At 71.1% G+C, this 13,718-nt stretch carries 12 protein-coding genes and 3 pseudogenes; 12 read left to right on the plus strand and 3 right to left on the minus strand.

All coding sequences use genetic code 11. The features are described from left to right. The first annotated feature begins 37 nt into the window (after positions 1–37). The 9 genes and pseudogenes from QQK29_RS13200 to QQK29_RS13240 form a co-directional block, all read left to right on the plus strand. Positions 38–468 (plus strand): annotated as a pseudogene (locus tag QQK29_RS13200) (hypothetical protein). After that, the gene (locus QQK29_RS13205) at positions 468–1,421 is read left to right on the plus strand and encodes a bifunctional riboflavin kinase/FAD synthetase (protein ID WP_284300930.1); all 954 of its coding nucleotides are present in this window, start codon (positions 468–470) and stop codon (positions 1,419–1,421) included. Before QQK29_RS13200 ends, QQK29_RS13205 begins: the two are co-directional and overlap by 1 nt. Positions 1,422–1,673: 252 nt before the next feature. After that, entirely contained in the window at positions 1,674–2,714 is a 1,041-nt protein-coding gene (locus QQK29_RS13210; protein WP_284300932.1) for an MFS transporter, read from the plus strand. 47 nt (positions 2,715–2,761) lie between these two features. Then, entirely contained in the window at positions 2,762–3,202 is a 441-nt protein-coding gene (locus QQK29_RS13215; protein ID WP_284300934.1) for an SRPBCC family protein, read from the plus strand. Positions 3,203–3,304: 102 nt separating this feature from the next. Continuing rightward, positions 3,305–4,243: a sugar-binding transcriptional regulator gene (locus QQK29_RS13220; protein WP_284300936.1), complete on the plus strand. Its 939-nt coding sequence runs from the start codon at positions 3,305–3,307 to the stop codon at positions 4,241–4,243. After that, a complete protein-coding gene (gene deoC / locus QQK29_RS13225) occupies positions 4,240–5,250 on the plus strand; it encodes a deoxyribose-phosphate aldolase (RefSeq protein ID WP_284300938.1) in 1,011 nt (336 codons plus the stop codon). Before QQK29_RS13220 ends, deoC begins: the two co-directional genes overlap by 4 nt. Positions 5,251–5,315: 65 nt before the next feature. Continuing rightward, positions 5,316–6,899 (plus strand): aldehyde dehydrogenase family protein, encoded by a 1,584-nt coding sequence (locus tag QQK29_RS13230; RefSeq protein WP_284300940.1) that lies wholly within the window; start codon positions 5,316–5,318, stop codon positions 6,897–6,899. Beyond that, entirely contained in the window at positions 6,896–7,753 is an 858-nt protein-coding gene (locus QQK29_RS13235; RefSeq protein ID WP_284300944.1) for an aldehyde dehydrogenase family protein, read from the plus strand. Before QQK29_RS13230 ends, QQK29_RS13235 begins: the two co-directional genes overlap by 4 nt. Positions 7,754–8,096: 343 nt before the next feature. Continuing rightward, positions 8,097–8,813, plus strand: a pseudogene (locus QQK29_RS13240) (glycerophosphodiester phosphodiesterase); the annotation flags it as partial. 33 nt (positions 8,814–8,846) lie between these two features. Here QQK29_RS13240 and QQK29_RS13245 read toward each other — a convergent pair. Both QQK29_RS13245 and QQK29_RS18100 read right to left on the minus strand, forming a co-directional pair. Beyond that, a complete protein-coding gene (locus QQK29_RS13245; RefSeq protein WP_348533872.1) occupies positions 8,847–9,668 on the minus strand; it encodes a peptidase dimerization domain-containing protein in 822 nt (273 codons plus the stop codon). 11 nt (positions 9,669–9,679) lie between these two features. Beyond that, a pseudogene (locus QQK29_RS18100) lies at positions 9,680–10,168 on the minus strand (M20/M25/M40 family metallo-hydrolase); the annotation flags it as partial. Between the two features lie 86 nt (positions 10,169–10,254). Here QQK29_RS18100 and QQK29_RS13255 point away from each other — a divergent pair. The 3 genes from QQK29_RS13255 to QQK29_RS13265 all read left to right on the plus strand — a co-directional run bounded on the left by QQK29_RS13255 (position 10,255) and on the right by QQK29_RS13265 (position 12,368). Then, positions 10,255–10,620, plus strand: a complete 366-nt coding sequence (locus QQK29_RS13255) for a DUF6804 family protein (RefSeq protein ID WP_284300948.1) — start codon at positions 10,255–10,257, stop codon at positions 10,618–10,620. Next, positions 10,617–11,264 (plus strand): hypothetical protein, encoded by a 648-nt coding sequence (locus QQK29_RS13260; RefSeq protein ID WP_284300950.1) that lies wholly within the window; start codon positions 10,617–10,619, stop codon positions 11,262–11,264. The genes QQK29_RS13255 and QQK29_RS13260 overlap by 4 nt, the downstream gene beginning before the upstream one ends. A 549-nt stretch (positions 11,265–11,813) precedes the next feature. Beyond that, on the plus strand, positions 11,814–12,368 hold the full coding sequence (locus QQK29_RS13265; RefSeq protein WP_284300953.1) for a hypothetical protein: 555 nt from the start codon (positions 11,814–11,816) through the stop codon (positions 12,366–12,368). Here the strand turns inward: QQK29_RS13265 and QQK29_RS13270 are convergent. Then, complete coding sequence (locus QQK29_RS13270) at positions 12,322–13,407, minus strand: hypothetical protein (protein ID WP_284300956.1); 1,086 nt, start codon at positions 13,405–13,407, stop codon at positions 12,322–12,324. The genes QQK29_RS13265 and QQK29_RS13270 overlap by 47 nt on opposite strands. Positions 13,408–13,718 lie beyond the last annotated feature (311 nt).

The raw sequence follows: 13,718 nt of genomic DNA on the forward strand, positions 1-13,718 counted from the left end.
CGGTCGGCACGGGCGCCGCACAGTAGTCTTGAGCACGATGTCTGCCCCATCCCGCCCCCGCGCGTCCGGCATCGGCCGCGTGCTCGTCGCCGTCTACGGTGTGCTGGCGATCGCCGCGCTCGGCCGCTCGACGTTCCAGATCATCGACCGCTTCGACGAGGCGCCCATCGCCTTCAGCCTGTCGGCCGTCGCGGCCGTGGTCTACGTGCTGGCGACCATCGCCCTCGCCGCAGGCTGGGACCGGCTCGCCTGGGTGACCGTGAGCTTCGAGCTCGCGGGGGTGCTGCTCGTGGGTGCGCTCTCGGTCTTCGCCCCCAGGTGCTCGGCCTCGACTCGGTGAACCCGTTCGGGCGTGAAGCGACGGTCTGGAGCGTCTTCGGCGCGGGCTACCTCTTCGTGCCGCTCGTGCTCCCGGTGCTCGGCATCCTGTGGCTGCGCTCGCGCACACGTGCCACGGTCGGGAACTGATGGAGTTCTTCGCCGGCATCGAGACGGTGCCCGCAGGGTTCGGACCGAGTGCCGTCACGATCGGCAAGTTCGACGGTGTGCACACGGGGCACCGTGCCGTGCTCGCGCGCCTGCGGCAGCTTGCGGCGGCGCGCGGGCTGACGTCGGCCGTGGTGACCTTCGATCGCCACCCGCTCGAGCTGCTGGCTCCCGCGTTCTGCCCGAGTGCCCTCGTGAGCAACGACCAGAAACGCGAACTGCTCGCGGCATCCGGCATCGATGCGACGCTCATGTTGACCTTCGATCAGCAGCTGGCAGACCTGGAGCCCGACGAGTTCGTACGCCGCGTGCTCGTCGAGGCGCTCGATGCGCGGGTCGTGCTCGCGGGCAGCGACTTCCGCTTCGGGCGGAAAGGGGCAGGCGACACCGCCGTTCTGCGCGAACTCGGCGCCCAGCACGGATTCGAGGTCGTGCTCATCGACGACGTGCGCACCGGCGAGGGGCAGGGCGCCGAACGGCGTGCGAGTTCGACGTGGGTGCGCGAAGCCCTCGGATTCGGGCGGGTGGAGGAGGCGGCGCGCGTGCTCGGGCGCCTGCCCACCGTGCGTTCGACGGTCATCGCGGGCGAGCGTCGGGGACGCGAGCTCGGGTATCCGACGGCCAATCTCGACCCCGCGCGTCTCGAAGGCTTCCTCCCCGCCGATGGCGTCTACGCCGCGTGGGCGACGGTCGACGGCGCGCGGTATCCGGCGGCGGTGTCGATCGGCAACAACCCGACCTTCGACGGCGTGCCACAGCACCAGGCCGAGGCCCACCTGCTCGATGTCGATCTCGACCTCTACGGGCGCACGATCGAGCTCGCCTTCGTCGCCCGGCTGCGGGGCATGACGCGATTCGACGGTCTCGACGCCCTCATCGCGGCCATCAGCTCGGATGCGGACGCGGCACGCCGCATCCTCGCGGAGAGTGCATGACGATCCGCTCCCTCTGGGCGGGTCGTGCTCTGGCGCTCCTCGGCGTGCTGCTGGTGGCGCTCAGCCTGCGCACGCCGGTGGCGGCGATGTCGCCGATCCTCGACAGGATCGGCTCGGAGATCCCCTCGATGCCTTCGTGCTCGGGCTCATCGCCGCGGCACCGCCGCTCGCGTTCGCGGCGAGCAGTGTCGTCGCGCCGCTCGTCGCCCGCCGACTCGGTCTCGAACCGGCTCTCGTCGCCTCCTCCTGGCGATGATGCTCGGGCACCTGTTCCGCGCCGTCGCGCCCGAGCAGGTGACGCTCGTGCTCGGCACGGTTCTGGCCTTGCTGGGAGTCGGCATCGGCAACGTGCTGCTGCCGCCCATCGTGCGTCGGTACTTCCCCGATCGCGTGGGGCTCATCACCTCGCTGTATGCGACCCTCATGTCGGTGTCGACGGCGGTGCCGGCGCTCGTCGCCGTGCCGGTCGCCGATACCGCGGGATGGCGTGTGTCGCTCGCGATGTGGCTGCTCGTCTCGCTCGTGGCCGCGGTGCCGTGGGTCGGCATCCTGCTCCGACGCCGCCCCGGATGGCATGCCGGATCGGCCCGCTCCGTGGAGCCGGAGCGCACGGGGCCCATCGAGCTCGGCGCGATCGAGCTGGGCGACGTGCAGTCGGCCGGGGCTACGGCCGCCCTCGCGCGGCGTGCGGTGCCCGCGCGACGCGGGCGGCGGATGCTGCGCTCTCCCACGGCCTGGGCAATCAGTGTCACCTTCGGATCGGCGAGCCTCGGCGCCTACGCGTGCATCGCCTGGCTCCCTCAGCTGCTCGTGGATCGCGCGGGGGTCAGCGAGGCGGATGCGGGAGCCCTGCTCGCCCTCTATGCGTTCATGGGGTTCCCTGCCGGGCTTCTCGTGCCGGTGCTCGTCGCGCGTTTCCCGCGGGGCGCCACCTGGATGGCGCTGCTCGGCGCGGTGTTCTTCGTCGTGGGCTATGTCGGCCTGCTCGTGGCGCCCGCGGCGGCTCCCGCGGCCTGGGTCGCGAGCGCAGGGCTCGGGCCGATGCTGTTCCCGCTCGCACTCGTGCTCATCAACCTGCGATCGGCCGCGCCCGGCACCACGATCGCGCTCTCGGGCTTCGTGCAGACCGCGGGGTACATCCTCGCGGCGATCGGGCCGTTCGTCGTCGGCTTGCTGCACGACGCGACGAGCGCCTGGACAGTGCCCCTCGTCTTCATGCTCGCGGTCGTCGTGCTGGTCGTGCCGGCAGCGGGGATCCTCGCGCGCGGACGCACGGTCGACAGCGAACTCTGAGCTCGGGATGCGGGTGCGTGTCGGGCGCGACGCGTACCGTTGACCTCGTGGACGCGATCCGGATCGCACGCGAGCTGGACCTCCCGCGCGGCATCGTGTGGGAGGCACTCGTCGACGCCGATCTCGTGAGCGGGTGGCTGCATCCGGTGCACCGCCTGGTCACGGGTACGAGCCCCGTCGAGTTCCGCGAGCCCGACGACCCCGCGGCGCCGGCGGTGCTCGAGGTCATCTCGCCCTCGTTCGGCGACGTGCGCATCGCGCTCATCCGCCTCGACGGGGGTACGCGCGGCGAATCGACGCGACTCGAACTGAGCGTGAGCGATGAGTGGGGCCGCCGCTCGGAGCGCGAGGCGCTGTGGGCGCTGCGTCTCGAGCAGTTGCACGCGCTCCTCCGCGGCCACCCCGTCGACTGGGGGAGTTGGCCGCGGCGGCACCGGGCGGCGGATGCCGAGGCGCGCGCAGAGGCCGCGTTGCGTCCCGCGCGCTGATCGCGCATCCGTGCCGCGGCATCCCCCCGACTGCTCATGTGAGCACACACGCACGCGGATGTTGTCGCGTCGCGGCGGCCGGGCTACCGTCGAGGGGGAGACATGATGGACGACGAACTGCTCGCTGTCCGCGTTGCGGAGCTCTATTACGACGAGAACAAGACGCAGGACGAGATCGGGGGCCTGCTCGGCATCTCGCGCTGGAAGGCCGGCCGCCTGCTCGCGCAGGCGCGCGAGAGCGGCATCGTGCGCATCGAGATCGTGCATCCGCGGGCCCGGCGCCTCGCGATGGAGCGCGCCCTGCGCGACAGCTTCGGCCTCGCCGACGCGGTGGTGGTGCCGACTCCCGAGAACGAGCTCGGCGTGCAGGCGCGCGTCGCCCAGGCCGCCGCCGACTTCCTCACGAGCCTGCGGCCGGTGCCGCGCGTGCTCGGGGTGAGTTGGGGCCGCACCCTCACCGACGTCTCCGAGCGGATGCCGGAGGGCTGGGCGACGGGCGTCACGGTCGTGCAGATCAACGGTGGTGTGAGCCTCAACCGGCGCCCCGGAACGGCCTCGACCCTCGCCTCGACGATCGCGCAGCGCGCGAACGGGCACGCGATCCTGCTGCCGAGCCCCGCGATCCTCGAGCGCCTCGCCACCAAGAAGGCCATCGAATCCGACCGCACCGTCGCGGCCGTGCTGGAGCGCGCGGTCGAGGCCAATGCGTACCTCTACAGCGCGGGAGTCGTCGATGCGAACTCGGCGCACGTCGAGAGCGGCTACCTGCGCCCCGACGACATGGAGGAGCTCGCCCGCCGCGGTGCCATCGGCGACGTCGTGGGCCGCTACATCGACGCCAACGGCAATATCGTCGATCCGGCGCTCGACGAGCGCACGCTCGGCATCTCCCTCGACACCCTGCGGTCGGCCGCGATGGCGATCCTCGTCGTCGCGGGCACCGCCAAGCACGACATCGCGCGAGCGGTGGTGACGAGCGGCCTGTGTACCGTGCTCATCACCGACGAGGCCACCGCCCGCGCCCTCCTGGAGGACTCATGACCATGCAGACCACAGCTCTTGCTCCCGCCGAGCGCGCCGTGCGGCTTCTCGGCGGAGACCTCACCGAGCGCAGCCTCCGGCAGTACCTCGAAGGCCTCTCGGGCGTCGACGCGGTCGGCCTCGAGCAGCGCGCGGAGGGGCTCGCCACGCGATCGATCAAGACGAGCTCGAAGGCGTGGGCCCTCGATCGCATCATCGAGCTCATCGACCTGACGACCCTCGAGGGCGCCGACACCCCGGGCAAGGTGCGCTCGCTCGTGGCCAAGGCCATCACGCCGGATGCCACCGACCCCTCCACTCCGCGCGTCGCCGCGGTCTGCGTCTACGGCGACATGGTGCCCGCCGCCGTCGAGGCACTCGGTGCCGCCCACGGCGATCCGGATGACGGCCTCGTCTCGGTCGCGGCGGTCGCCACCGCGTTCCCCTCGGGGCGCGCCTCGCTCGCCGTCAAGCTCGCCGACACCCGCGACGCCGTCGCGGCCGGCGCCGACGAGATCGACATGGTGATCGATCGCGGTGCGTTCCTCGCCGGCAACTACGGTCGGGTGTTCGAGCAGATCGTGGCCGTCAAGGAGGCCTGCCGCCGCGACGACGGCACCTTCGCGAGCCTCAAGGTGATCCTCGAGACGGGCGAGCTGAACACTTACGACAACGTGCGCCGCGCATCCTGGCTCTCGATCCTCGCGGGCGGCGACTTCATCAAGACCTCGACCGGAAAGGTCGCACCCGCGGCGACCCTGCCGGTCACCTTGCTCATGCTCGAGGCGGTGCGCGACTGGCACCGGCTCACGGGCGAGTACGTGGGGGTCAAGCCCGCGGGCGGCATCCGTGCCTCGAAGGATGCCGTGCGCTACCTCGTGACGGTCGCCGAGACGGTGGGCGAGCAGTGGCTGCAGCCGCACCTGTTCCGCTTCGGCGCGTCGAGCCTGCTCAACGACGTGCTCCTGCAGCGCCAGAAGCTCCGCACCGGCCACTACTCCGGCCCCGACTACGTGACGATCGACTGACGCCAGCCGTTGGTTGAGTAGCCGCGAAGCGGCGTATCGAAACCCCCACAAAGGACACGATTCATATGAAGGACATCCAGCCCTCCGGCCGCGGCTTCCTCGACTACGCCCCGGCGCCCGAGTCGACCGCGATCCTGCACCTCCGGGACTCCTACGGCCTCTTCATCGACGGCGAGTTCCGCGACGGGCGTGGCGGCTCCTTCGCCACCATCTCGCCCGCTACCGAGAAGCGCATCGCCGAGATCGCCATCGCCTCGGATGCGGATGTCGACGACGCCGTCGCCGCCGCGCGCCGCGCCCACAGTACGGTCTGGTCGAAGCTGTCGGGCGCCGATCGCGGCAAGTACCTGTTCCGCATCGCACGGCTCGTGCAGGAGCGTGCGCGCGAGCTCGCGGTCGCCGAGTCGCTCGACAACGGCAAGCCCATCAAGGAGAGCCGCGACACCGACGTGCCGCTCGTGGCCGCCTGGTTCTTCTACTACGCGGGGTGGGCCGACAAGCTGGATTACGCGGGGCTCGGTGCCAACCCGCGTGCCCTGGGCGTGGCCGCTCAGGTCATCCCGTGGAACTTTCCGCTGCTCATGCTCGCGTGGAAGATCGCGCCCGCCCTCGCCGCCGGCAACACCGTCGTGTTGAAGCCTGCCGAGACCACCTCGCTCTCCGCGCTGCTGTTCGCCGAGATCCTGCAGCAGGCCGACCTCCCGGCGGGCGTCGTGAACATCGTCACCGGCACCGGTGCGACGGGCGCCGCGCTCGTGCGGCATCCGGATGTCGACAAGGTCGCCTTCACGGGCTCGACCGCGGTGGGCCGCGAGATCGCCAAGGCCGTTGCGGGCACCCACAAGAAGGTCACCCTCGAACTCGGCGGCAAGGCCGCTAACATCGTCTTCGACGACGCGCCCATCGACCAGGCGGTCGAGGGCATCGTCAACGGCATCTTCTTCAATCAGGGTCATGTGTGCTGCGCCGGCAGCCGGCTGCTCGTGCAGGAGTCGATCCACGACGAGGTCGTCGACCGCCTCAAGCAGCGCCTCACGACGCTGCGGCTCGGCGACCCGCTCGACAAGAACACCGACATCGGCGCGATCAACTCGGCCGAGCAGCTCGAGCGCATCCGCACCCTGAGCGACCTCGGCGAGCAGGAGGGCGCCGAGCGCTGGACGGCGCCGTGCGAGATCCCCGAGAACGGTTTCTGGTTCGCGCCGACGATCTTCACGAATGTGCAGACGTCGTCGACGATCGCGCGCGAGGAGATCTTCGGCCCGGTGCTCTCGGTGCTGACCTTCCGCACGCCTGCCGAGGCGATCGCCAAGGCCAACAACACGCCCTACGGCCTCTCGGCGGGCATCTGGAGCGACAAGGGCTCGAAGATCCTCGCGGTCGCCGACAAGCTGCGTGCGGGTGTCATCTGGGCCAACACGTTCAACCGTTTCGACCCCGCTTCGCCGTTCGGCGGCTACAAGGAGTCGGGTTACGGCCGCGAGGGTGGCCGTCACGGCCTCTCCGCCTACCTGCAGCCCGGTCGCGTCGAGGTGGCTGAGGAGCCCGCGAAGCGTCGGTCGGGCGCCGGTCGCGTCGAGGTGGCTGAGGAGCCCGCGAAGCGGGCGTCTCGAAGCCGCCGCCCCGCCAAGAAGGGAGAGTCCAAGTGACCCGCCTCACGATCCCCAAGACCTACAAGCTCTACATCGGCGGCAAGTTCCCCCGCAGCGAGTCGGGCCGCAGCTACGAGGTGCGTGCCGCCGACGGTGCGTTCCTCGCGAACGCCTCGCTGGCATCCCGCAAGGACGCCCGCGACGCGGTCGTCGCCGCGCGCGCGGCGGTGTCCGGCTGGGCGGGGGCGACCGCCTACAACCGCGGCCAGGTGCTCTACCGGGTTGCGGAGGTGCTCGAGGGGCGCCGTGAGCAGTTCGCGCAGGAGATCGCGGCGTCGGAGGGGGTCTCGGTCGCCGATGCTCGACGTCAGGTCGACGCGGCGATCGACACCTGGGTCTGGTACGCCGGATGGGCCGACAAGTTCGTGCAGGTCGCCGGCGCCGGAAACCCCGTCGCGGGGCCGTTCTTCAACCTCTCGGTGCCCGAGCCGACGGGTGTCGTCGCCGTCGTCGCGCCGCAGGGCGAGGCGAGCCTGCTCGGCCTCGTGCGCGTGGTCGCGCCCGCACTCGTCGCGGGCAACGCCGTTGTCGTGGTGCCGGACGAGGCGCACCCGCTCTCGGCGATCAGCCTCGCCGAGGTGCTCGCGACGAGCGACCTGCCCGGCGGCGTGGTCAACGTGCTCACCGGCTCGCCGGCCGAGCTCGCGCCGTGGCTCGCGTCGCATGCCGACGTCAACGCGCTCGATCTCGCGGGAGCGGGGCAGCTCGAGTGGGTCGACCTCGATATCTCGGCAGCCGACACGCTCAAGCGCGTGCTGCGCCCCGAGCCGGGGGTTCCCGCCGCGAGCCTCGATCGCGTGTTGGCATACACCGAGACCAAGACGGTCTGGCACACCAAGTCGCTCATCTGACGGCGCTGGTTTCGAGACGCGGCTGCGCCGCTCCTCACCCCGCGGGCACCTGAGCGAGTCGAGGAGCGAAACCAAGCGACGCGTCTCGAGACCCGTCCTGTCTAGGTAACAGAACCATAACGTTCGTGTTACAGTCGGGTCACTTCGCAACCCAGCGGGGAACCCGAGTCGGAAGCAGACGTGTCGATGGTGACGCATCCTGTGCGGCGGACCTTCGCATCCGCGGTGGTCACGCTCGCCCTCGTCGCCGTGCTGCTGCTCGTACCGGATGCCGTGAGCGTCTACGCGACCAACATGATGGGGTCGCTGCGCGCACCGGGGAGCCGGCCTTCATCGCCGGTCACCGGGGGATCGGGCGCACGCACCCGAGAACACGATGGCGGCCTTCGAGGCGGCCTTCGCATCCGGTCTCGAGTTCGTCGAGACCGACGTGCAGCTCACCGCCGACGGCGTGGCCGTGCTCATGCACGACGAGACCGTCGATCGCACGACGAACGGCACCGGCGCCGTCGCCGACCTCACGCTCGCCGAGATCCGGGCGCTCGACGCGGGCTCCTGGTACGCGCCCGAGTTCGCGGGCACCCAGGTGCCGCTGTTCGACGAGTTCGCCGACGCGCTCATGGGAACGCGCAAGAAGGCGCTCGTCGAGCTCAAGGGGTACTGGTCGCCCGAGGGCGTCCGCACCGTGCTGGATGCCATCTACCTGCGCGGGGTGCAGAACCGCATCGTCTTCGCGAGCTTCAACCTCAGCACGATCGCGCACCTCGCTCACACGGCCCCCGCCATCCCGCGCGTCATCATCAAGCGCGACCTGCCGGATGACCCCGTGGCCCTCGTGAGCTACTACGAGGCGATCGCCATCCTGACCACCCCGACCTCGCTCGAGATGGACCCGGATGCCGTCGAGCGCATGCACGCGGCGGGCTTCGGGGTGCTCGTGTACACGCTCAACAGCGAGAAGCGCTGGTCGGAGGCGCTCGCCTACGGCGTCGACGGCATCGTGACCGACAAGCCCTCCAAGCTCGACGGCTGGATCGCGAAGACCGCGCCCGGCACCTGACCGTCCTCCACGACAGGATGGGTCGGGATCCGCCTACAGCCGCCCGACGAGGGCGTCGAAGAACGCGACGGCGCGCGCGTAGCTCGACACCCGGATGCGTTCGTCGATGCCGTGGATCGACTGCAGCTCCTCCTGTCGCAGGTCGAACGGCAGGAAGCGGTAGACGTTGTCGGAGATGCGCGCGAAGTGCCGCGAGTCACTCGCCTGCAGCATGACGTACGGGGCGACCGCCGCATCCGGGAAGACCTCGACGATGCTCGCCGAGATCGCACCCCACGCGGGCCCGGATGCGGGGGAAACGGGGGCGGGGTCTGCGCCGTGGATGAGGCGTACCTGCACCGCCGGGTCGTCGACGACGCGCTCGATGTCGGCGAGGGCCGTCTGCACGGTCTCGCCGGGCAGGATCCGCACGTTGAGGGTCGCGCTCGCGCGCTCCGGGATGACGTTCATGCTCGAGGAGCCCCGCAGCTGAGTCACGGCCCGGGTCGTGCGGGTCATCGCCGCGAGCTGCGGACTCGTTCGGGCGAGGGTCCTCGCGAGGGGGCCGCCGAAGGTGCGCGCGTGCCGCAGCATCCAGCCGCGGATGCCGCCCATCCGCGCCCCGAGCGCCTCCAGGAGCCCGATCGTGGGTTCGATGAGGTGCGGGGCCTGGGGTTGGTTCTCGAGCCGGAGGACGGCGCGTGCGAGCACGGCCGTCGATCCGCCGGGCAGCGGGATGGCGGCGTGACCCCCGGCGTCTCGACCACGAGCTCGACGTTCATCATGCCCTTCTCGGTCACGCCGACCACGGCTGTCGGTCCGAGACCCGGCAGCAACGCATCCATGACCGCGCCGCCCTCGTCGATCACGAGCCACGGGCGCACGCCGCGATCCGCGAGCAACGTCACGATGGCATCCGCGCCGGTGCCTCCCGATTCCTCGTCGTGACCGAAGGCGAGATAGACGTCGCCCCGCGGGGTGAAGCCCGCCGCGAGGCGCGACTCGACGGCCTCGAGGATCGCGGCGAGGGCCGCTTTGTCATCGAGCGCACCGCGCGCCCAGACCGCGGCCTCCTCGCCCTCGCCGACGAGCGCGGCGTCGAAAGGCGGATGCGTCCAGCGGTCGGGGTCGTCGACCGTCACGACGTCCTGGTGGGCCATGAGCACGGATGCTGCCGCAGCGTCCGCTCCCGGCCAGCGGAACAGCAGACTGCGTCCGGCGACGAGTTCGCGCTCCAGGCGCTCGTGCACGAGCGGGAAGCTGCGCTCGAGCGCGGCCTGGAACCCGGCGGACGCCTCGGCACCCCCGGAGGCGCCGTCGTGCGAATAGGTGGGGAACCGCAGCAGTTCGCGGAAGCGTTCGAGGGCGTCGCTCATGTCTGCATCCTAGGGAGCGCGCGGGCACGGGCAGCACGAGCGTGCCCGAGCACGCGACGTCGGCCGGTGGTCGATAGCCTTACGGGGTGAGTTCTCCGCGTCCCGCATCGCGCTACGGCGACCGCGGCTTCATCCGTCCCGCCCTCGCGCCCGGTCTCATCGCCGGCGTCGTGCTGTTCGTGGGCATCGCGCTCATCGGCGACGTCGGCTTCACCTACACCAGCTGGGGCGTCGCGGTGCTGGCGCTCATCGTGCTCGTGTTCGCGATCCGGGGGCGACAGTGGTGGTGGCTGCCGGTGTTCGCAGGCGTCGGCGTGCTGTGGAACCCGGTGGTGCCCTTCGGGTTCGAGGGTCCGCTGTGGCTGGGTGCTCAGTACCTCGCGATCCTCGCGTTCGTGGTGGCCGGAGTGCTCATCAAGGTGCCGACGGGAGACCAGGGAACCCGTCGATGACGGATTCCGGCCCCGCACCCGCCGCGGTTTCGCGACGGCGACGTCCTGGTCGTGCGACGGTCATCACGGGTGCCGTCGTGCTCGCCGTCGCCGCGGGCACCCTCGTCGCGATCCCGCTCGGCGGATGGGACACGGTCGAGCTCGAGAGCGCCGTCATCCCGCAGCTCGACGTGGGCGAGACCTACCTCGGCACCCACTACACGGTGCGCGTCGAGGAGGCCTGGGTGGGGGAGGTGCTGCCGGATGACTACGACACCCCCGAAGACGGCAGAACTTTCGTGGTCGTCCGCGCCATGCTGCGCAACGAGTGGCGGGAGGCCGACACGCAGTCGCGCACGGTCATGACCTTCGACGCGCTGGACGGGCTGGAGAGCTTCGAACGCTCCGCGCTCGTTCGGGCCGCGGCGGATGGCACCTACCTCACCGCGATGCCGCCGGGCGTCGACATGGAGGTGCTGCTGCGCTGGGAGGTGCCCACCGGATCCGTCTCGGCGGGCGAGCCGATCACCCTCGGGGTGATCGATGGGCGACCGGATCGCGCGATCCTGTTCAGCGGCACCGCGTGGCGGGACGAGCGGGTGGTCGTGCAGACGACGGTCGTGCCGCGGCCCTCGTCGGAGCTGGAGTACGCGTGGCAGTCCTGACGAAACCGCTCGCGATCGTCGGTGCGCTCCTGCTCGTGACGCTCGCATTCGTGGCTGCGCGCACCGAGCCGCAGGAGGAGCTCGGCTTCGCTCCGTTCGCCGTGCGAGTGCCGCTCGGCGAGGTCGGCGAGGGGCGCGGACTGCAGGGCGCCGTCGACGACGCGGTGCTCGCCGACACGGTGCACCTGGACGACTGGACGGGCCAGACGGCGGGCACCTGGCTCGTCGTGCGCGCCCGCATGGCGACGACCGAGAACCCCTCGCTCGCCTACGCGATGTTGCACGTCGGCGACCGCACCTGGGTCGCGAGCAATCGCCCCGGGAGCGACGCCATGCACGCAGCCGTGCTCGATCCCGGCCTGCCGTTCGCCGGCTCGTTCGTCTTCGAGATCCCCGCCGACCTCGTCGACGAGCCCGCTGCCCGGCACGCGATCGTGCGGCTCGCCGACGACGGCGACACGCGGCTCATCACCGTGATCGAGACGGAGCTCGACCTGACGGCTCTCGCGCACGAGACGGAGTTCGAGATCGCGCCGAGGAGCGGACAGCGTGGTGACCGAGCGGGTGGGCTGGTGGCGACGCTCGCGGTGGGCGCTGCTCTCCTTGCTCGTGCTGGTTCCCGCCGCGGTCGTCGCAGCGCTCAGCATCGATGCGGTCGATTACCTCGGCTCGCGGCCGAGCGTGGTGACGACCGTCGAGCCCGGGCAGCGCGCCGACTTGAGCGGGGCGCAGCTGCGCGTCGTCGACAGCTGGATGGCACCGTGGGACTCGCCGGCGGGCGAGCGTTATGCGGTGCCGGAGGGAACCGCACTGGTTTCGGTGACCCTCGAACTCGACGCCGGCGCGGCATCCGAGGAGTTCCGCTGCTCGGTCAAACTCGTCGAACCCGACCGCGACCGCCGATGGACCCCGGGATACACCGACACCGACTACTTCCCGGGCAGGGACCTTCCCGACGACGTGCCGACGGGATGCTCGTGGGCCGAGGTGCCGTTCCCCTTCGAGGTGACCTTCCTCATCCCCGAGGATGCCGCCGACGCGGTCGTGATCGAGGCGTTCACGCCCGATCAGCTGCCGCGGGCCTTCCACCTTCGTCTGTCGTGACCTGTTCGGCGCGGCCGTCGTCGTCGGATGCTGCGGCCGGCACGATCGAGCGCCGCAGCGCGGTGTCGTAGGCCGCGGCCACGAGCGTCAGCTGCAGCGGGATGACGAGGGCCACGACGAGGAGGTCGATCGGGTCGTCGATCGCCGTCCAGAACAGGAACTCGTGCGGACCGAGGGCGCGCATGAGGCCGATCGCGAGCCATTCGCCCGCGGCATGCACGATGGCGTAGCTCGCCAGGAAGCCGCCGAGGGCGAGGGGACCCGCCGACCAGATGATCCGCAGCGACCCGGCGATCGGCAGCCAGCGCTCCTGGAAGCCCCCGGTGGCCGTCGTCAGCAGCGCGCGGAGGCGCCGGGGCAGTCGCGACCAGCGCTGCGTCACCGCCGCACGAGCACGCGCGACGCGCACGTTCGCCGTCGTGCCCGTGCGCGTCGCGATCCCCGCGTACACGATGGCGGCGAGGGCCACCCAGGCGAGCGGCTGGAAGACGACGTCGCCGAGCTCCGTGACAAGCCAGGAGAGCGCATCCCCGACCCAGCGGAACCAGGGCTGCTCGTCGCGCCACGTGGCGACGACGTCGACGATCGGGGCGAACATCCGTCGCGTGGCGAACCAGCCGGGCACGCCGGAGAGCAGTTCGCGGACGATGAGCAGGGCGACGAGCACCCATACCGCCTCGAGGTAGGCGGCCACGACGCTCGTCCAGCCGGGAAGGCGCTCCGCGAACCGCTGCAGCAGCCAGCGGGCGACGAAGGCGACCACGACGAGCCCGATCGACCATACGTCGACCACGACGTCGAGGGCACGGATCGACTGCCCGCCCCAGACATCCGCCTGGTCGAGCGCCGCGGCGGCGTAGTCGCGCGAGTCCTCGGAGATCATGCCCCACGCCGCATAGATCACAAAGAAGGGGAGGATGGCGGCCGAGATCGCCGCTCCCCAGCGACGCAGGAACCGCATCCGGCGTCCCGCCTCCGGTGGTGCTTCGGCATCGGCGACGGTCGGAAGGGCGGCGCGCAGCACGAGGAACATCGCCACGTAGCTCGCGAGTCGCGCGATGACCGCCAGGGGAGGATGAGCTGCCCCACGATCGGCAGCTCGTTGCCCACCGAGGCGGCCACGCGCAGCAGCAGGAGGCGCGCCGTCCACCCCAGCAGGAACCAGGCGAGCAATGCCGGCCAGCACCGCGCGTAGGCACGGGCGGCGGTCGTCAGCACACCGCAACCCTAACGGCCCGGCTGCGTCACGATGTCTCCGCATGTCGGATGCGCACCCGGGAGCCGTGGGTACGCTAGACTGAATGCGCCCACCGCCCCGCCGGCCAAGCCGGATCAGGGGAGTCGCGGGGG

Origin of the sequence: Homoserinibacter gongjuensis, assembly GCF_030161875.1 — a bacterium.
GTDB lineage: Bacteria > Actinomycetota > Actinomycetes > Actinomycetales > Microbacteriaceae > Homoserinibacter > Homoserinibacter gongjuensis.

Coding starts and splice junctions, on each gene's coding strand:
- QQK29_RS13205 (WP_284300930.1), top strand. CDS start 468: ATGGAGTTCTTCGCCGGCATCGAGACGGTGCCCGCAGGGTTCGGACCG.
- QQK29_RS13220 (WP_284300936.1), top strand. CDS start 3,305: ATGATGGACGACGAACTGCTCGCTGTCCGCGTTGCGGAGCTCTATTAC.
- deoC (WP_284300938.1), top strand. CDS start 4,240: ATGACCATGCAGACCACAGCTCTTGCTCCCGCCGAGCGCGCCGTGCGG.
- QQK29_RS13230 (WP_284300940.1), top strand. CDS start 5,316: ATGAAGGACATCCAGCCCTCCGGCCGCGGCTTCCTCGACTACGCCCCG.
- QQK29_RS13210 (WP_284300932.1), top strand. CDS start 1,674: ATGATGCTCGGGCACCTGTTCCGCGCCGTCGCGCCCGAGCAGGTGACG.
- QQK29_RS13260 (WP_284300950.1), top strand. CDS start 10,617: ATGACGGATTCCGGCCCCGCACCCGCCGCGGTTTCGCGACGGCGACGT.